This is a genomic window from Kosakonia oryzae, from assembly GCF_001658025.2.
In the GTDB taxonomy this organism is placed as follows: Bacteria; Pseudomonadota; Gammaproteobacteria; order Enterobacterales; family Enterobacteriaceae; genus Kosakonia; species Kosakonia oryzae.
In genome coordinates, this window is record NZ_CP014007.2 from 2,873,733 (window position 1) to 2,892,298 (window position 18,566).

18 protein-coding genes and 1 pseudogene are annotated in these 18,566 nt (G+C 52.1%); 10 read left to right on the forward strand and 9 right to left on the reverse strand.

The genetic code is table 11. The annotated features are described in order from the left end of the window. Nucleotides 1-23: 23 nt before the first annotated feature. Nucleotides 24-551, forward strand: coding sequence for a carboxymuconolactone decarboxylase family protein (locus AWR26_RS13655; protein ID WP_064566614.1), 528 nt, complete (start codon nucleotides 24-26; stop codon nucleotides 549-551). A gap of 279 nt (nucleotides 552-830) precedes the next feature. Here the strand turns inward: AWR26_RS13655 and AWR26_RS13660 are convergent, their stop codons facing one another. Continuing rightward, a complete protein-coding gene (locus tag AWR26_RS13660; RefSeq protein WP_064566616.1) occupies nucleotides 831-1,649 on the reverse strand; it encodes a helix-turn-helix transcriptional regulator in 819 nt (272 codons plus the stop codon). Between the two features lie 239 nt (nucleotides 1,650-1,888). On the opposite strand from AWR26_RS13660, the gene AWR26_RS13665 reads away from it, so the two are divergent. The 4 genes from AWR26_RS13665 to AWR26_RS13680 all read left to right on the forward strand — a co-directional run bounded on the left by AWR26_RS13665 (nucleotide 1,889) and on the right by AWR26_RS13680 (nucleotide 6,209). Then, complete coding sequence (locus tag AWR26_RS13665) at nucleotides 1,889-3,289, forward strand: MFS transporter (RefSeq protein ID WP_064566618.1); 1,401 nt, start codon at nucleotides 1,889-1,891, stop codon at nucleotides 3,287-3,289. A gap of 10 nt (nucleotides 3,290-3,299) precedes the next feature. Continuing rightward, entirely contained in the window at nucleotides 3,300-5,255 is a 1,956-nt protein-coding gene (locus tag AWR26_RS13670; protein ID WP_064566620.1) for a glycoside hydrolase family 127 protein, read from the forward strand. A gap of 257 nt (nucleotides 5,256-5,512) precedes the next feature. Further along, nucleotides 5,513-6,016, forward strand: a complete 504-nt coding sequence (locus AWR26_RS13675; protein WP_139227887.1) for a hypothetical protein — start codon at nucleotides 5,513-5,515, stop codon at nucleotides 6,014-6,016. Nucleotides 6,017-6,068: 52 nt separating this feature from the next. Then, on the forward strand, nucleotides 6,069-6,209 hold the full coding sequence (locus AWR26_RS13680; RefSeq protein WP_156525211.1) for a hypothetical protein: 141 nt from the start codon (nucleotides 6,069-6,071) through the stop codon (nucleotides 6,207-6,209). 272 nt (nucleotides 6,210-6,481) lie between these two features. Here AWR26_RS13680 and AWR26_RS13685 read toward each other — a convergent pair whose 3' ends face one another. Continuing rightward, nucleotides 6,482-6,913, reverse strand: a complete 432-nt coding sequence (locus AWR26_RS13685) for a hypothetical protein (RefSeq protein WP_227121007.1) — start codon at nucleotides 6,911-6,913, stop codon at nucleotides 6,482-6,484. 279 nt (nucleotides 6,914-7,192) lie between these two features. Between AWR26_RS13685 and AWR26_RS13690 the strand changes: the two genes are divergently transcribed. Both AWR26_RS13690 and AWR26_RS13695 read left to right on the forward strand, forming a co-directional pair. Continuing rightward, nucleotides 7,193-7,735: a GNAT family N-acetyltransferase gene (locus AWR26_RS13690; protein ID WP_139227886.1), complete on the forward strand. Its 543-nt coding sequence runs from the start codon at nucleotides 7,193-7,195 to the stop codon at nucleotides 7,733-7,735. A 187-nt stretch (nucleotides 7,736-7,922) separates the two neighbouring features. Continuing rightward, on the forward strand, nucleotides 7,923-8,957 hold the full coding sequence (locus tag AWR26_RS13695) for a hypothetical protein (RefSeq protein WP_064566623.1): 1,035 nt from the start codon (nucleotides 7,923-7,925) through the stop codon (nucleotides 8,955-8,957). A 32-nt stretch (nucleotides 8,958-8,989) separates the two neighbouring features. On the opposite strand, the gene AWR26_RS13700 is transcribed toward AWR26_RS13695, so the two are convergent. From AWR26_RS13700 to cfa, 5 genes and pseudogenes are all read right to left on the reverse strand, one after another. Next, nucleotides 8,990-9,364, reverse strand: coding sequence for a helix-turn-helix transcriptional regulator (locus tag AWR26_RS13700; protein ID WP_082934103.1), 375 nt, complete (start codon nucleotides 9,362-9,364; stop codon nucleotides 8,990-8,992). Between the two features lie 108 nt (nucleotides 9,365-9,472). Next, nucleotides 9,473-10,168 (reverse strand): LutC/YkgG family protein, encoded by a 696-nt coding sequence (locus AWR26_RS13705; protein ID WP_064566625.1) that lies wholly within the window; start codon nucleotides 10,166-10,168, stop codon nucleotides 9,473-9,475. After that, a complete protein-coding gene (locus AWR26_RS13710; RefSeq protein WP_064566626.1) occupies nucleotides 10,168-11,601 on the reverse strand; it encodes a LutB/LldF family L-lactate oxidation iron-sulfur protein in 1,434 nt (477 codons plus the stop codon). Before AWR26_RS13710 ends, AWR26_RS13705 begins: the two co-directional genes overlap by 1 nt. A gap of 9 nt (nucleotides 11,602-11,610) precedes the next feature. After that, a complete protein-coding gene (locus AWR26_RS13715; protein ID WP_064566628.1) occupies nucleotides 11,611-12,330 on the reverse strand; it encodes a (Fe-S)-binding protein in 720 nt (239 codons plus the stop codon). An 81-nt stretch (nucleotides 12,331-12,411) separates the two neighbouring features. Further along, nucleotides 12,412-13,559: pseudogene (gene cfa, locus AWR26_RS13720) on the reverse strand (cyclopropane fatty acyl phospholipid synthase). A gap of 209 nt (nucleotides 13,560-13,768) precedes the next feature. On the opposite strand from cfa, the gene AWR26_RS13725 reads away from it, so the two are divergent. Beyond that, nucleotides 13,769-14,566, forward strand: coding sequence for a helix-turn-helix domain-containing protein (locus AWR26_RS13725; protein ID WP_064566630.1), 798 nt, complete (start codon nucleotides 13,769-13,771; stop codon nucleotides 14,564-14,566). Between the two features lie 62 nt (nucleotides 14,567-14,628). Here the strand turns inward: AWR26_RS13725 and AWR26_RS13730 are convergent, their stop codons facing one another. After that, the gene (locus tag AWR26_RS13730; RefSeq protein ID WP_064566632.1) at nucleotides 14,629-15,084 is read right to left on the reverse strand and encodes a GNAT family N-acetyltransferase; all 456 of its coding nucleotides are present in this window, start codon (nucleotides 15,082-15,084) and stop codon (nucleotides 14,629-14,631) included. A 152-nt stretch (nucleotides 15,085-15,236) separates the two neighbouring features. Between AWR26_RS13730 and AWR26_RS13735 the strand changes: the two genes are divergently transcribed. Further along, nucleotides 15,237-16,181 carry an L-lactate dehydrogenase gene (locus AWR26_RS13735; protein WP_064566634.1) on the forward strand — a complete coding sequence of 315 codons (945 nt, stop codon included), beginning with the start codon at nucleotides 15,237-15,239 and terminating at the stop codon, nucleotides 16,179-16,181. Nucleotides 16,182-16,387: 206 nt separating this feature from the next. Here the strand turns inward: AWR26_RS13735 and AWR26_RS13740 are convergent, their stop codons facing one another. After that, nucleotides 16,388-17,179, reverse strand: coding sequence for a PhzF family phenazine biosynthesis protein (locus tag AWR26_RS13740; protein WP_064566636.1), 792 nt, complete (start codon nucleotides 17,177-17,179; stop codon nucleotides 16,388-16,390). Nucleotides 17,180-17,351: 172 nt separating this feature from the next. Here AWR26_RS13740 and AWR26_RS13745 point away from each other — a divergent pair, with 172 nt between their 5' ends. Further along, nucleotides 17,352-18,554, forward strand: coding sequence for a sugar transporter (locus AWR26_RS13745; RefSeq protein WP_064566637.1), 1,203 nt, complete (start codon nucleotides 17,352-17,354; stop codon nucleotides 18,552-18,554). Nucleotides 18,555-18,566: the final 12 nt, after the last annotated feature.

Consider the following 18,566-nt stretch of genomic DNA (forward strand, 5'->3'; position numbering starts at 1 on the left):
TTCCCTCAACAAGGGGCACAATCATGGCACGTATTACCTTACCCGAAGTCGATTCCCTCACACCTGAACAACAGGATCTCTATCAACGTTTCCCTGCCAACCTCACTCGCGCCTTATTGCGCACCGGCGCGTGTACGGATGGCTATCTGACGCTAGGCGCCTCATTCCGACAGGGGCATCTTAGCGCCAAAGACAGAGAGTTGGTGATTTTACGGGTCTCCGCACTCAGCCACAGCGCATATGAGCGGATGCAGCACATCGGGATAGCCAGAGAGAGCGGCTGGCGTGAAAGCAATATCAACGCCATTGAAAATGGCGATATGCAGAAACTGGACGGTAAAACCCAAGCAGTAGTCCGTTTTACCGACGAATGTGTAAATCATGTCAAAGTGACGGGCGCGGTATTTCATGCGCTCAGGTGTTATTGCAGCGAGGAGGAAATAGCCGAAATCACGCTGTTGATCGGGCATTACATGATGACGGCACGCTTCCTTGAAACGCTGGAAGTTGAGCTGGATGAGAGAGCGACGTCATGGGAAAAAATGGCCTGAGGCATTGAAAATAAAACCGGTCATAGCGCAGGAGCCCACAGGCTGTAAAGCCTGGCGGGCTTCTGGCTGACGGATAACATCGTGAAATCTATCTCAACGGCCCCCATCTTTTATCGCTCGTTGTTGCACGACGGGAGCGTCGCCGCAGCCACCTGCCGATGCAGGCTGACTCACTAAGATCGGTCTGCCGACGGAATATCGTGTTGTCGCCCGTGACTTTTACGCCTGGTAATAAATCCCAGGGAAGCAAATCAGGGCGTCATTGATTTCTGCCCGGGGTTACGAATTGACGTGCTCGCGACAGTACAGGCGTTTCCAGCCTGTCGGCGTCACCCCGGTCAGTTTACGGAAGATCTGCCGAAAGTAAGTGGTGTCATTGAATCCGCACTGGCGAGCGACTTCGGTTAGCGACAGCGAATTATTGAGCAGCAACTTCTCCGCCGTCAGTACGCGCTGGCGATGAATGGCTTCCGTCAGCGTCAGCCGAAAAACGCGGCTGTAGACGCGTCCCAGATAATCCGCGTTGCAGTGCAACTCCTTGGCCAGCGAAGACGTGGTGATCGGTAAATGGAATTGGGTGCGAATGATCTGATTGGCTCTCCACGCCAGCGCCATTCCGGGGCTGTCATTGCCGCTTTCCTGCGGGCCGGGAGCGGCAATCTGTTGCAAGATCAGCAGCAAAATACACTCCAGCGCCACGTTGCGGCGAATATTTTCCTGCTCGCTGAGAAACTGGCGAAACAGGGAAATGACATATTGCGGATCGCTCACCCGCGTATATTGGGGAATGCTCAGCAGCGCCGCATCCCCTCCTTCTTCGGCCACGCCTTGCAGCCAGTCAAAATGCAGCCAGTAGAATTTGAGATCGGCGGGAAAAGCGCCCTCGCCCACATGGCGATGCCCCGGACGCAGCAGCAAACTCTCGCCCGCCTGTACGTTAAACAGGTGATCGTCTTCGCGGATGTGCAGCTCGCCGCGCTCCACAAAGATAACTTCCCATGAGGTCAGCGTGCGCGCGGGATGGCTCCCTATGCCGCGAGAAATGAACAACCCGCCATTTTGCACACGAACCGGAAACGCTATGGATAATTCAAGCATCGATCATCAACTTTCCGCTTTTTACGTCATAAAAACTGGCTTTTCTCGTTGATTATTAATCATAAAATAGTTTACTGCCCGATCCAGCTCACATTTTATTAAACAGGTCGGAATCGCTCTCTTTTTATACTTTTCCCTTCTCTTGTTGAACCCCGTATTCCGGGCAAAATATATCCGTACCCGAAAATAAGCCCGTCCTGATGCGGGCAATGGACTCTGACCCTGATGAGGAGTTTATTATGACTGCTAGCCCGATTACGCAAAGCGAACTGACGCAGCAGGACGCGAGCGAAGCCCTTTCCCTGCGCGAGAAAATCGGTTACGGGCTGGGTGACGCCGGTGGCACGGTAATCACCTGCCTGATCACTAATTTTCTGACATTCTTCTACACCGATGTATTTGGTCTTACCCCGGCGCTGGTCGGGACGCTGTTTATGGCGTTGCGTGTATTTGATGCGGTATCCGATCCGATTATGGGCATTGTGGCTGACCGCACGCACAGCCGCTGGGGACGTTTCCGCCCATGGCAACTGTGGATTGCACTGCCGATTGGCGTGGTCGGTGTGCTGACCTTTACCACTCCTGAGGTCAGCATGAACATGAAGATCGTCTGGGCGTTCGGCACCTATCTGTTGCTTTCCATTAGCTATACCGCGATCAATGTGCCCTACTGCGCGCTTATCAACACCATGACCAGCCGCCACAGCGAAGTGATTGCCTGCCAGTCCTGGCGCTTTGTGCTGTGCGGCGTGGCGGGTTTTCTGGTCTCTGTGGGCTTGCCCTGGCTGGTATCCATACTGGGCAAAGGCAACGCCGCGCAGGGGTATCAACTGGGCGTAGGGCTTCTGTGTAGCGTGGCAGTGGTGATGTTTCTGTGCTGCTTTTTCTGGGTACACGAGCGCGTCTCACTGGACAGCCTGGGGAAATTTACCCTGCGTGAGCATCTGGCGGGGTTGCGCCAAAATGATCAGCTACTGCTGATGCTGCTGATGTCGTTCCTGCTGATCAATGTGTTCAACATTCGGGGTGGCGGCTATATGTACTTCATCACCTATGTGTTGCAAGGCGGTACGGCTTACACTTCGCTGTTTTTTACCATGGTGACGTTTGCCTCGATCCTGGGCTCGGTGCTGGTCAGCCCGCTCTCCAAACGCGTGGATACCGTCAGATTGTATTACTGGACTAACATCGTTCTGGCTGCGCTGGCAATCGTGATGTGGTTCTTGCCTACCGGCCCGGCGTGGCAGACTGTCTGGCTGGCGGTGATCTTTAGCAACGGTATTATTCTTGGCTTCACCCTGCCGCTGCATTTTGCGCTGATGGCTTTCGCCGATGACTACGGCGAGTGGAAAACCCGCGTGCGCTCCTCGGGGATGAACTTCGCCTTTAATCTCTTCTGCATCAAACTGGCCTGGGCCTCAAGCGCCGGGATCATCAGTCTGGTGTTTATTTTTGTCGCTTATCACCCAGGCGTAGGGCACCAGACGCCGGCATCGCTGCATGGCATTACCAGCATGGAAACCCTGCTGCCTGCTCTATTCCACTTGCTGCTGGCGTTCACTATTCTCGCCTGCAAACTCAATAACCCACTTATGGCGCGCATAGCCAGCGAGCTGCGTGTTCGCCATGCTCCGGTCTGAGGAGAAGATGATGTCTGTGATGGAAGTCGATCTGCATAAACTGAAAATTAACGATCCCTTTTTGGGTCAGTATCAGCAACTGGTCAGGGATGTCGTCATCCCTTATCAATGGGATGCGCTGAACGATCGGATCGCCGAGGCGGATCCCAGCCATGCGATTGAAAATTTTCGTATCGCCGCCGGTCTACAGCAGGGAGAATTTTACGGCATGGTGTTTCAGGACAGTGACGTGGCGAAGTGGCTGGAAGCCGTCGCCTGGTCGCTGTGCCAACAACCGAATGCGGAACTGGAAAAAACCGCCGATGAGGTGATTGAACTGGTGGCCGCCGCCCAGTGTGAAGACGGCTATCTCAATACCTATTTCACCGTCAAAGCCCCCAACGAGCGCTGGACTAACCTGGCGGAATGTCATGAGTTGTATTGCGCCGGGCATATGATCGAGGCTGGAGTAGCCTTCTTTCAGGCCACCGGCAAACGCCGTCTGTTAGAAGTGGTATGTAAACTTGCCGACCATATCGACAGCGTGTTCGGGCCTGGTGAGACACAGTTGCACGGGTATCCAGGGCATCCCGAAATCGAGCTGGCGCTAATGCGCCTGCATGATGTCACGCAGGAGCCGCGTTATATGGCGCTGGTGAATTACTTCGTCGAGCAGCGCGGAACGCAGCCGCATTTTTACGATATCGAATATGAAAAGCGTGGCAAAACGTCGTACTGGAACACCTATGGCCCGGCATGGATGATAAAGGACAAAGCCTACAGCCAGGCGCATCAACCCCTTGCCGCGCAGCAAACCGCTATCGGTCACGCGGTGCGTTTTGTCTATCTGATGACCGGCGTGGCGCACCTGGCGCGGCTCAGCAACGATGAGGCAAAACGGCAAGACTGCCTGCGTTTATGGCATAACATGGCTCAGCGCCAGCTCTATATTACCGGCGGTATCGGTTCGCAAAGCAGCGGTGAAGCGTTCAGCAGCGATTACGATTTGCCGAACGACAGCGTGTATGCCGAAAGCTGCGCGTCCATTGGCCTGATGATGTTCGCCCGTCGTATGCTGGAGATGGAGGCGGACAGCCAGTATGCCGATGTGATGGAGCGAGCGCTGTATAACACGGTGCTGGGCGGCATGGCGCTGGACGGTAAACACTTCTTTTACGTTAACCCGCTGGAGGTTCACCCGAAAACGCTCCGCTTTAATCATATCTATGATCACGTTAAACCGGTTCGCCAGCGCTGGTTCGGTTGCGCCTGCTGCCCCCCTAATATCGCGCGTTTGCTGACCTCGCTCGGCCATTACATTTATACCCCACGCCCGGATGCGCTCTATATCAACCTTTATATCGGCAACAGCATTGAAGTACCCGTCGAGGATAAAGTTCTGCGGCTGCGCCTCAGCGGTAATTTCCCGTGGCAAGAAAAAGTGGTGATTACGGTGGATTCGCCGTCGCCGGTACAGCATACCCTTGCTTTACGCATGCCCGACTGGTGCGATGCGCCGCAGGTCGCGCTCAACGGCGTTGCGGTGGAAAAAGCGGTTCACAAAGGTTACCTGCATATTCACCGGCGCTGGCAGGAAGGCGATACCTTAACCCTGACGTTACCGATGCCAGTGCGTCGGATATACGGTAATCCGCTGGTGCGGCACGTTGCCGGAAAAGTGGCGATTCAGCGTGGGCCACTGGTGTATTGCCTTGAACAGGCTGATAACGGTGAGGAGCTGCATAACCTGTGGTTGCCGCACACCGCGACCTTCAAAACGTTTGCAGGCAGCGGCCTGTTTGCGCATAAAGTTTTAATTCAGGCCGAGGGCATTAAACGCACGTCAGCCAATCCCGAACACGCGTTGCTCTGGCACTATGATCATTCGCCATCAACCAGGCAGCCGCAGACATTAACCTTTATCCCGTGGTTTTGCTGGGCCAACAGAGGAGAGGGAGAGATGAGGATTTGGGTCAACGAAGAGTAAATTTTCTTTTCGTCGCCCGATTCCGTGGCGATTGGCTTAATACGGCACAATCAGCGGAAAATGCGACGCCTTTCAAAAACAGCCGAAATGAATACGTAGGGTTAATAACCCTATGTATTCACTGAAGCCTGGCAGAACGACACGAGCTATGTCGCATTCAGGCACTATACCGGCAATCAGAAACGGGGGATTTGCATTAAGTTTTGATTGTTATATGATGCCAGTGAATATTATTGCTACACGGAAGGTTGTAATATATGTATGATATTTTTTCTAAGAAGTGGATTCCATGTGAAATATTATATGGTTTTTATTATAGGGCTGATTCTCGGCCTCCCTCAACAATCATGAGAGAAGGTTTTTTGGGTACAAAATCTACAAATCATTGTTTTGCTTCTTTTGACAGTGAAACTGTGTTTTGCTCCAGTTCTCTTGAGGGGGTGATTTCTTTTAAAAAAAGTGCCCTGCAAGAGGGTATAGTTCTTCCGTATATATACAGAATTAATGCCAATGGATTGCGAGGCTACAAATTCAATGAAAACACAAACAGTTATGCTCTTGCCGAGGTTCTTTTTGAACGTAATGAAAGAAAATATAAAAAATTAAGACGGTATAATAAAGGTCATTTTGAATTTATTTCATACTTATCTAATAAACTAAGGTTAAATATTGATGCTGCATTTATTCCTGTCAAAGAGGTACATGTTCAGGGACCTATTCCAGCATCACGAATTAATTGCATTATGAACGAATGGGGCTAACTCCATATACGCTATTCGAATAATGGTATAATGACAATGCCCACCATGGATAGTGGGTAATAACGTAGCTTCTGTCGATCCGCAGCATAATGTGATGGTTGCCAACGCCAGCTATATCCCGTTTACGATGCAAATTATGGGTAGCCAGGAGGCGATTGATAAAGGACTCATGAAGCCGTGGGCTGGCTGGTAGAGTGGACAGCCTTCCCAAGCCGAAGGAGTTTGCGGTTGGGCCACAGTACGGTACGCCGTGGGTGGCGGTGGTGAAACTCTGGCTCTCCGCGCTGGATGCGCCCTGCAACGCCCCGCCGTGGGGTAAAATTTACGCCATCGGTCTGTACACGCGGATACTCCCGTTATTTTATGCTGTCATGCAAATAATCAGAGGAAACCCGGTTATTCATATAAATTTATGCGGCTCATTTGAGCCGCATAAAAAACCGAGCATTCTTTGTAAGCGGGTAATTAATGAATACTCCAGTAATCTACAATATCGCTGCGGTTGAATGTGATATAAAGACGGTCGCCATGTATCTCTGTATTACCATTACTCTTGTCTGAAAGTTTACTCGCCGTGGATGAGGCTGAGCTGGCAGTGTTTGCCATACCTAAAGCGCTGCTAACTGCCCCCGCGCCAGGAATATAACCAGCCAGAGAAGAGACACTGCTATAGTCAGCATTTTTAAAATAAATCCAGGTCGTACCATTAGATGACTTTTGATTGTCATCAGGTACACCATAAAGTTGCTGGACCTGAGCTTTCGTCGTTTTACCTTCAACAATATGCGATTGCACATATGAGGCGCTGAACTTATCTTCACCCCCTCCCCCCATGGACGAGCAGGCGCTCAAAAGGATCGCAGAAACCACAACAAGACATTTCAGACTGTTTTTCATTGCAACCTCATTGTTAGTTTTTTGTAAAAGTTGTGAATTTTAATACCATGAGTTCAACAAGCAAGCAACTATATTCTGTTGTGAAATACCGTAGCGATAAGAGGGGTAAATGCTATTTTCTTTGAGGATATACACTTTTCGCTATTAACTGCCGTGGTGACCCTTCAGGTTGTATGGTTTATGCCAAAAACAGACCTGGCCCTCTTTTATTAATGTGTTCGGAAATAATCCGCTCATGGTGTAAATTAGAAAAATCTTAAAGCAAGAAATAAGGGGCAATTGATGACACAGCAAGCGCCACAACTTGAAACAGAACGCCTGATTTTAAAGCAGTTTACGCTGGAAGATTTCCACGCGCTCATGGCATGCTGGGCGACACCTGAAATGGTTAAGATTAATGGCGGAGAGAGTCCAACGCCGGAAACGGTCTGGACCCGTTTATTGCGCGATATCGGGCACTGGCAGATGTTGGGTTATGGTTATTGGGCAGTATTTGAAAAATCAACAAACCGTTATGCCGGGTCGTTAGGCTTTCAGGATGCTCATCGTGATATTACCCCTGCACTGGAATACCCTGAAGCGGGATGGACGTTAATGCCAGAAGCGCGTGGCAAAGGTTATGCAACTGAAGCGCTGGCCGCAATTCTGCTGTGGGCCGATAAAACATTTTCCTCCCCGGTGTGCTGTATTATTGATGAAGAGAACAAACGTTCAAATTATTTAGCTGAGCGCTTTGGCTTCCAGTTTCAAAATTATGTTAACTATCGTGGTAAGCAGGTACGCTTGCTTGTACGTCAGAAAGCGCTCAACTCGGCTTTGTAATTATCGACCAGCCTTTTGGGAGGGTCCTTAACTAGCGTGGTACTGTTGCGGACCTCTGTACAAGCGGCAGAACCTCTCTTTTCGCTCCTGGCGGACTTTTAGCGAGAAAGCGTTGTCTGCCCTGGGCTAGCAGCAGTAACCTGCCCCCAGGATTAGCTATGAAACTGATTATAAAAAAGGTTTTTCGATGAAAAAAACATGGAACTCATTAAACTTTGGTGTCGCGCATTTTTTATTGTTCTACATGGCAATATTTTTAGTTACACCGAAGAAAACACCGCTATATCCGATGATTATTTGGTTGGGCATGATTATTTCCAGTGGGTTAATCGTGCGATATTACTCGAATGAAAAATCATTTAAACCTATTACTCGCTTTCGAAAACATCATAAAAAAACGCCAAGAGCGGCATTACTTTCAGCATTCTTGTTTTTTCTGACCTGTATTTCCTTTAAAGTTTCTAACTATACCAGCATGGTCATTCCGAATGCATTAATTTTCATAACCGCAATATCCATTATCTACACTATCGCATCTCATATAAAATCAATCGATAATAAAGAAAAAATCATAGCCCGAAGAGTAAAATTTGCAATTAAATACTCATGGATTATTGTGTCATTGATTTCATATTATCTCGCGCGTTCACTAACATCTAATTCATGGGATATTCCTTTTGACACGACATTTAATAAACTCGTAACGGTAGTCACTGCCTTACTTTTTATTTTTATCTTCTATTATATCATTTACTTTATTTTCATTTCCTTTCTATCGATTATCACATTGCAAACAAAAAAGGTAAATAAAAAGTCTCCTGTTGACATTAATTATTCAATGTCAATTTTCGCCCCATTGTTTATTATTGGCTATATTTCGTATATTGCATTTAATGTACAGACGCTTTCTATCATCAAATTCGGTTTTGAATTCGCTCTAAAATATGACACTCGCGACACTTTCTTTTGCAACAATAAATATATGTTGCTTAACAAGCATCCTGATGCCCGTTTTATGTTTATTTCTGAAGGAAATTATCGCGCATTAATACCGCATCATGATGATTTTACAGTATCACGTTTAACCTGCACGAATAGTGAACCTTTCTATTCACTCGTTAGTGTAGAGGATAAGAAAGACCTCGTACTGGCTACTTTGGCAAATCGGGTAGAGGTAATAACCAATGACCTGAAGGCGATAATGTCTACGAATAATACCTGAAAGGCGGCATTTATGTGCCCTTCAGGCTCTCCTTATTCTCTGATGGCCTTGACGCTCCCGGTCTGAACCTGGAGCCGATACTGTCTTGGCGTCCGCTGATAATGTTCCCGGAACGCCCGGCAGAATGTCGATTGCTGCTGGTAACCGAGATGCAGGGCAATTTCAGTAATTGAGCGATTGGTTTCGGTAAGTAACTCGCGGGCGATAACCATTTTTCGATACCGTATATACATTCCTGGCGACATACCGGCTATTTTTTTAAAACCTCGCTGAAAATGCCACGCGGAATATCCTGATTTTTGCGCTAATACGCCCAGCGGCAACGGCTCTGCAATATTACGCTCGATCCATTGCAGAATATCCTGAATGGTTACACTCATCAGGTATAATGAGCTCTCTTTTCCCATTTCCACACCTTTTTTATTGACAGAGTCAGGAATATCACTATTACACAACAGATATCCCTGACTAAAAATGATTGTGAGGGTAAATCTCAGCCCGTTCTGTTAATTGTCTTAACAATCCTCAACTAGCAAATAGACCGCATTCAATGGCCCATGAACGCCCACCACTTTAATAAGCTCAATATCCGCCGTCGAACTTGGCCCGGCGATAAGATTGATACAGGAAGGGAGAGATTCAGCTGACTGCACCCGCTGCTGCAGAACCTCAGCCAGTTGAGTGACGCCAGGCAGTAGGCGGCTTTTATAGAGAATAAATAACGTGGTTGGCGGAAGCAGGCTAATGGCGCGGCCCTGCAACGGAGAAGAAAACAGGACTACGCCGCCGGTTTCACACAGGCCATATTCGGCGAACACCACGCCGATATTGGCGGCGGCGGCGTTGCGCAGGTTTTCTTCGCTCTCTGGCGCGACCCAGCACGTTGTCGGAAAAGCGTTCTGCAAATGCGCCGTAACACCCGCTTTTGCCAGCCTGGCGTCGCCGCTCATCACTACCGGGCCGCCGCCGTAATGTTGACACAGCCGTTCGGCAACCTGGGGAAGCGTGGCCAGCGGAGCCAGTTCACAGTGAGCCTTCATCACCTGTGTCGCATATTCCATAAAACTCTCGCAAGGCTGCTGCTGAATCTGCCCGGCATAGCGGCTTTTCAGCGGCGCAGAGTGCATCACAGGCAGTGGTTGCGGGATTTGACGCGGCTCGCGACCGAGCCGTTGGGCAAGCTTTTGCATGAAGGCATCGCGGTTTTCCATTATGCTTCCTCCCCGTTTTTACGCTGCTTTTGATGCGTTTTAAACCAACTGCGGAAACTTTCGCCATCCGCTTCGGGCAGATCGCGGGCCTCCGTCCATTTGCGGATAGCCGCAATGCTAAAAGGCATCTTCCCGTTGTGAATCATCAGTTGCGCTGCGCGTGCGCCCGCGACCATCCCGACCTTCCACAGCGAGTGATGGCGGTTAGCGTAATTGAACAGATGGACGGTATGCCTCTCCATCGCGGGCGTCATCCCGCTTTCCGCCAGCGTGCGGCGGTGTTGCAGGATCAATGAAGACAAGGGAATACGAACCGGGCAGACGTCATCGCAGGCAGTGCATAGCGAGCAGGCATAAGGCAGGTTTTTAAAATCGTCATAGCCGCCGAGCAACGGCGAAAGCACCGCGCCAACAGGGCCAGGATAAATCGAGCCGTAGCCGTGCCCGCCGATATGACGGTAGGCCGGGCAGGTATTCATACAGGCACCGCAGCGTATGCAGCGCAGAATATCCTGAAAAGGCGAACCCAGCACCTGCGAGCGTCCATTGTCGACAATCACCAGATGGAACTCTTCAGGCCCGTCGCTTTCTGCGCTTTTTTTCGGCCCGGTAAGCCAGGTGTTGTAACCCGTCAGCCGGGCGCCCACCGCGCTGCGGGCCAGCATGGTCAGGATAATGTCCAGCTCAGCAAAGGTAGGAACCACGCGCTCCATGCCCATCACAGCAATATGCGTCCGTGGCACGGTGGTACAGAGCCGGGCATTGCCCTCATTGCTCACCAGGCTAAGCGTTCCGGTTTCCGCTACCGCAAAGTTGCATCCGGTGATGCCGATATCGGCATTGAGGAAATCAGCGCGGATCTTCTGGCGAATAAAGCGCGTCATCGCTTCCGGGGTTTCGGAGCCCTCATAGCCCAGTTTCTCGCGCAAAATGCGCTGAATTTGCTGGCGGTCTTTATGGATGGCAGGAACAACCACATGCGAAGGTGCATCTTTGGCCAGTTGCAGAATATACTCGCCCAGATCGGTTTCCACGACCTCCATGCCTGCCCCTTCCAGCGCGGCATTCATCCCGATCTCTTCGGTCACCATCGACTTTGATTTGACGATTTTGCGCGCCTGCTTCTGCTGCGCAATCTGTAAAATATAACGGGTGGCGTCTTCACGGGTGTCGGCAAAAAAGACGTGGCCGCCATTCGCGCTGACCTTTTCACTCAATTGATAGAGATAAGCATCCAGATTCTCGAGAACATGGGCGCGGATATCTGCGGCGCGTGAACGCCAGTCAGGCCAGTTTTCAAGTTCATCGATCATTTTCTGCCGATTGGAGCCAATGCGATCCTGCGCGTTGGCAACGGCATGGCGCATCACCGGATCGTCAATTTGCTGCTGAACCCGATCATAAAAAGGGAGGTTACTGGTTTTAAGAAACATGTTGCTTCCTTAGCGGCTCATCAGCACGTCAGCAATGTGGAGCACACGCACGTTGTGGCCTTCGCGCTGCAAGCGCCCACCAATATTAATAAGGCAACTGGCATCCGCGCCGATCACATAATCCGGTTTCGCTTCCATAAGATGCGCGACCTTTTCTTTCACCATCTCACCGGAAATCTCGGCCATTTTGACCGAAAAAGTGCCGCCAAAACCGCAACAGGTTTCCTGGGCGCTAAACGGGATGATCTCCAGCTCACGCACTTCGCGTAACAACGCCAGCGGTTCATCGTGTACGCCCAGCTTGCGAAACAGGCTGCATGAAGGATGGTAAACGGCCCGTCCCGGCAGGCGCGCGCCGACATCCGTCACGCCAAGCTGATTAACGATAAAGGAGGTCAGATCGACCATCCGGCTGGCAATCTTCGCCGCGCGCGTGGCCCATTCAGGCTCATCGCTCAGCCAGTCCTGATAGTGGCGAATGGCGTTCATACAGGATCCGGCGGGAGAAATAATGGGATCGTCGTTGATTTCCAGCGCGGCAATCTGCGCTTTCATCCCCGGCAACGCATCGGCAATGTAGCCGCTATTAATGGCCGGTTGACCACAACACCCCTGCTTTTCCGGAAACTGGACGTGACACCCCAACTGTTCGAGCAGTAATACACTGTTGCGGGCCATGCGCGATTTAAGCGCATCGCCAATGCAGGTAACAAAAAAATTAACGTTCATATTATTTCGCTTCCAGTGAATATATCGGCAGAGCTTTTTTAGACGGTAATGGCGTTTTTGTTCGCCTTATAAATATTGTACTTAGCGCGCCACGCGTAGCCCGCCGGCGACACCACGGCTTAATACCAGTTGCCAAAGCTGAATATTTCTGGCGCGAAATGCCCCGCGCAGGCGGTGAGATAGTAGTTGAACATCCGGTGAAATTTCGTTGAATAATTGCCGGATAATTGCGGCCAGGCCTGATTAAAGCGGCGATGCCAGGCCATCAGGGTTTTATCGTAATCGGCGCCGAAATTATGTAAATCTTCGATGACAAAATAAGGTTCGCTGGCCTCAGCAATTTGTTTTATCGAGGGCAGACAGCCGTTAGGAAATATATATTTATTGATCCAGGCATCAACGTTATGTTGTGTTTTATTTGAACCAATGGAGTGCAGTAAAAAAAGCCCTTCCGGTTTCAGGCAGCGATCCGCAACCTTAAAATAGGTGGCGTAGTTTTTCGGGCCTACATGCTCAAACATGCCGACCGAGACAATACGATCATATTGTTTGTCCAGATCGCGGTAATCCTGCAGCAAGATACGAATATCCAGCCCGGCGTTGCGGCTCTCGGCATAGGCTTTTTGTTCTGCCGAAATCGTAATACCTTCAACGCTCACCCCATAATGACGTGCCGCATATTCAGCCAGACCGCCCCAGCCGCAGCCAATATCCAGCAGCGTCATGCCGGGCTTGAGCTGCAGTTTTTCACAGATCAGCGCCAATTTATTCTCCTGGGCCGCACACAGATCATCGGCCTCTTTCCAGTAGCCGCAGGAATATTGCATGTGGGGATCGAGCATGCAGCCAAACAGATCATTGCCCAGATCGTAGTGCGCTTCGCCAACTTGCCAGGCGCGTCTGCGCGATTGCGGATTCGACAACCGCGCAAAGGCGATTCGCAGCAGATCGGCAACACTGGCGGGGCGCTGTTCGTCCAGCCGGGCGCGGAGCAGCTTGTCAAAAAAAGCATCGAGCTGTTTGCAATCCCACCAGCCCTCCATATAACTTTCGCCCAGGCCGAGAGACCCCTGCTGTAACACACGTTTGAAAAAGCGTGTGTCGTGTACCCGGATATCCCAGGGTTCAGGCCCATTAATCACAATGCCTGCCTGCGATAGCAGTTCCTGCACGATCCGCTGCCAGTGGTCTGGTTTGTCGATCGCCTCGACGGTACATTCGTTAGCCATCATCTTTCCTTCAACATAGCTTGCTGCCAGCCGTAAATCCCCCCATCACTCCAGTCAATATGTGCGAAAAGGCTTAGCACTCAGGCAGATGGCTGGTAAATTATTCATGACGGGCGAAACCGTTTTATGACCCCGTCATTATTCAGTAAACCCGCCCTGCCTGCGCTGTGCTATCAAGACAAACTTCATCGAATAGAGGTCAGGTTGTTATGTGCTCCAAGCTAGTGTTACCACCGCCTCAGCCCATTTGCGGCCAGCCTGCGCCGGTACTGTTGACCTTGCCCCGCCCGGTTTACTTTCGCAGCTACCCTTTGACGGTCGATACCGGAGTGGACAGGCATGAGCACCCGTTCGCGGAATTTCTCTATGCGCGGAAAGGAAATATGCGCGTGGAAATTGAAGGCAAGACGCTGGTGGTTCCGGTTCTCTATGGCGTCTGGATACCGGCCCACGTACCGCACCGTCTTCTCGCCGGTAGCGACGTGTTGCTGGAAAGCCTCTATGTGGAAGCCGATTTCGCGACCATCGCCTTCAGCGGCAGCAAAGTGGTGATGGTCAGCGATTTTGTGCGGGAGTTTATCCACTACGCGACGCAGAATGTGCCGGAACAGTATGATTATGAAGGCGAAGATGCGCAGCTTGTGCAGGTACTGATTTCGTTACTTCGGCGGCTGCCGGATGCCGGTCTGTCGATATCATGGCCAGTCTCACCGTTGCTGATGAAAGTATGCAGCCAGATCCAAAAAACGCCGGGTGAAGCGCACAGCATTGAGCAGTGGGCCTCCTGTAGCGGGATGTCGGTGCGCACGTTTTCGCGCCGTTTCAAAAAGGAGACCGGCGTGGCGTTCAGCGAATGGAAAAAACGCGTGCGCTTGCTGGAATCCGTGGTGATGTTAAAAAACAACCGTAGCGTCACGCAGGTAGCACTTGATCTTGGCTATTCAAGCCCGGCCGCATTCACCTTTGCTTTTCGCGCCATGTTCGGCGTGCCGCCCACGCGCTATTAGATGTGGCGTTAATAACGGCAACGCCACAAACCGCTCTTCCCGATGCCTGTACGGCAAGGTGTTCAGCGCAGCGCTTTCTCCATAAAAATGCTCAGCGGATCCGGCTGATACGGCGCAAAGGCATCGCGGATCTGGTAGCCGCAGCGTTGATACAGTTTTACCGCCGCATGCTGCTCGATGCCGGTTTCCAGTCGCAACGTATGGCAGGCGCGCCCTGCTGCTGCCTGTTCCAGCGCGGCAATCAGTTTTTCCCCCAGTTGCTGCCCACGGTGTGTGGGATCGATAAATACCCGCTTCATCTCGCCGCTACCGTCGTGGTTCAGCACCACCGCGCCGCAGCCAACGGCCTGATCCAGATGGAGGATCTTGCGCAGAATCAGCGTCTCGTCGGGCAGTGAGGCCAGATCGAGCAGATGGTTACTTTCCGCCGGATAGAGCGCCGCCTGGTAGCGATCAAGCTCGGCAATCAGCGCTATGACATCGGGTTGTGAAGCGGTCGCCTCGACAATACGGTACATCGTGTGCTCCTTGTTGTTATCACCTTGTAAAAATAACCGCGCAAAATCCGAATGCCGTCATAGGAATCATTTATATCTCCGGCGCAGCGTTGCATCGCGGGGAGAAGTAACGGTAATTTACGCCCATAGCTAACTCTGATAGTGGAACTTGCATGAATACCAAAGCCCGAAAGGTGATGATTATCGGCACAGGAAATGTCGGCGCGTCCGCCGCGTATGCTCTGCTGAACCAGAACATTTGCGAGGAGTTGATCCTCGTCGATCTCAATCAGCAGCGCGTGGAAGGCCACGTTCAGGATTTGGCGGATGCCGCCGCGTATATGCCCGGTATGATGACCATCTCCACGCGCCCGGTGGAAGAGTGCGCAGATATCGACATTGCGGTCATTACCGTCTCGGGTGGCCCATTACAGCCGGGCCAGACGCGGCTGGATGAGCTGGCCAACACGGCGCGGATCGTCAAAAACATCGTCCCGTCCATGATGGCCAACGGTTTCAACGGTATTTTCCTCGTCGCCACCAACCCGTGCGACATCATTACCTGGCAGGTGTGGCAACTCTCCGGCCTGCCGCGCAGCCAGGTGATCGGCACCGGCGTCTGGCTGGATACCACACGCCTGCGCCGCACGCTGGCGCAAGCACTGGATATTGGCGCACAGAGTATTGATGCGTTTATTCTCGGCGAACATGGCGATACGCAGTTTCCGGTATGGTCGCACTCCTCGGTGTACGGTTCGCCGATTGCCGACGTCTACCTGCGCAAAACCGGGCAACCCCTGGATTTCGATGCGCTGGCAGACAAAGTGCGCCGCCACGGCTTTGAGATCTACAACCGCAAAGGTTGCACTGAGTACGGCATTGCCGGAACTATCGCCGAGATCTGCCGCAATATCTTTACCGGCAGCCACCGCGCGCTGGCGATCTCCTGCATTCTCGACGGTGAATACGGCGTAAAAGATGTGGCGATTGGCGTGCCGGCCGTGCTGACGCAAAGCGGCGTCCAGCAGATTATTGAGTTACAACTGGAAGGTGACGAAGTGGCGAAATTCAATCACTCCGTCGCGGTGATTAAAGCCAATATTGCCCGCCTGCCCTGAAGCCCGTGCGGTTAACCGGCAATGGTTAGCCGCCCTGGCAACACTTCAAGCTGCTGGCGGATCTCCGGGCGTTCGCGCTCGCGGCTTGAACAGACTCGTTCTGCGTTTCGCAGCCAGCAGCGGCGCATCATGGAGAGCCTGATGCGGCGACAAATACACGGCGTCCTGGTGTAGCGGGATAAGGCGAAGCCGCCGCAGCAATGCGATTAGCGCAGATAGACTTTTCCCAGCAGATAGAGCGTCGCCTGGCCACCGATGAGCACGCGGTCGCCGCGCCATTCACAGCGTAAATCGCCGCCGCGCGCTGAGACCTGCCGCGCCTGCATCACCGTTTTATTCAGCTTCTCGCCCCAGTAGGGGATCAACATGCTGTGCGCCGAGCCGGTCACTGGATCTTCCGCCACCGATTCGCCCGGGCAGAAAAAGCGGCTGACAAAATCGTACTCATCCCCCGGCGCGGTCACGCAGACCATTTTTCCCAGCGGCTTCATGGCGGCAATATCCGGTCGCAACGCTTCCACCTGCACCTGGTTCTCCAGCACTACCAGATAATCCCGCGCCACGCGCACCTCTTTCGCCGTGCTGATACCCAGCGTTTGCAGCAACAGTTCCGGCGGCGTGCTGACCTCTTGTGTTGCCCAGGCCGGAAAATCGAGCGTCAGCCAGTCACCGTTACGCGAGACCGTCAGCGGGCCGACAAAACGGGTCGCGAAGAGAATTTCCGTCGCCGGGTAATCCAGATACTCAAAAATCACGTGCGCGGCGGCAAGAGTGGCATGCCCGCAGAGGTTAATTTCCGCCTGCGTGGTAAACCAGCGCAGCTCAAACCCGGTGTCATTGCGGACAAAAAACGCCGTCTCGGATTGATTATGCTGCTGCGCCATTTTCAGCAGCAGATCGTCAGGCAGCCATTCGGTAAGCGGGCACACGGCAGCGGCATTGCCGCCAAAAGTTTGGTCGCTAAAGGCGTCCACCATATAAAAGTCAATTGTTTGCATAGCCGTTTCCTCTTTATCGTTCTCTGTTTCTGAACGCTATTGGCAACCGATGCAATCGGTATTTATTTACTGAATGCAAAGTGAGATCTACATCACAAAATGTTTGTATTTTCGCCAACAAAAGCTTTAAGATCTTCTCCTCTTCTTTTTTCTAACCAAGCCAGAACACTTTATGACTACGAATACCGTTTCACGAAAAGTCGCGTGGCTTCGGGTTGTGACGCTTGCCGTCGCTGCTTTCATTTTTAATACCACCGAGTTCGTGCCCGTGGGGTTACTGTCGGATATCGCTCAGAGCTTCGACATGGAGACCGCGCAGGTGGGGATTATGCTGACCATCTACGCCTGGGTTGTGGCGCTGATGTCGCTGCCCTTTATGCTGCTGACCAGCCAGATCGAGCGTCGTAAACTGTTGATTGGTTTGTTTGTGTTGTTTATTGCCAGCCATGTGCTGTCGTTTCTGGCGTGGAACTTTAAAGTGCTGGTGATAAGCCGCATCGGTATTGCTTTCGCCCATGCGATTTTCTGGTCGATCACTGCCTCGCTGGCAATCCGCCTGGCTCCTGCCGGTAAACGCGCGCAGGCGCTGAGCCTTATCGCCACCGGTACGGCACTGGCGATGGTGCTGGGTCTGCCGATTGGCCGCATTGTCGGGCAATATTTTGGCTGGCGCACCACCTTCTTTGCCATCGGTCTTGGCGCGCTCATCACGCTGGTTTCTCTGATAAAACTGCTGCCGTCGCTGCCTAGCGAACACTCCGGCTCGCTGAAAAGCCTGCCGCTGCTGTTCCGTCGTCCGGCGCTGATGTGCATCTACCTGCTGACGGTGGTGGTGGTGACCGCCCATTACACCGCTTACAGCTATATTGAGCCGTTTGTGCAGAATGTGGCGGGCTTTAGCGCCGGTTTCGCCACCGTACTGCTGCTGATCCTCGGCGGCGCGGGCATTATCGGCAGTATCTTGTTCGGTAAGTTGGGCAACCAGCACGCGTCCGGTCTGGTGTGCAGCGCGATTGGCCTGCTGGTATTGTCGCTGGTGTTAATGCTGCCCGCTTCCGGCAGTGAAATGCATCTGGCGGTGCTGAGCGTTTTCTGGGGCATTGCGATTATGATTATCGGCCTCGGTATGCAGGTGAAAGTGCTGGCGCTGGCGCCCGATGCCACTGACGTAGCGATGGCGCTGTTTTCCGGCATTTTTAATATTGGCATTGGCGCCGGTGCGCTGGTTGGCAACCAGATCAGTCTGCACTGGTCGATGGATATCATCGGCTATGCGGGTGCCATCCCGGCGATTGCCGCGCTGGTATGGGCGGTGGTGATTTTCCGCCGCTGGCCGGTAAAACTGGAAGAACAGATAAGCCACAGCCATATGTAAGCGGCTCGCGGA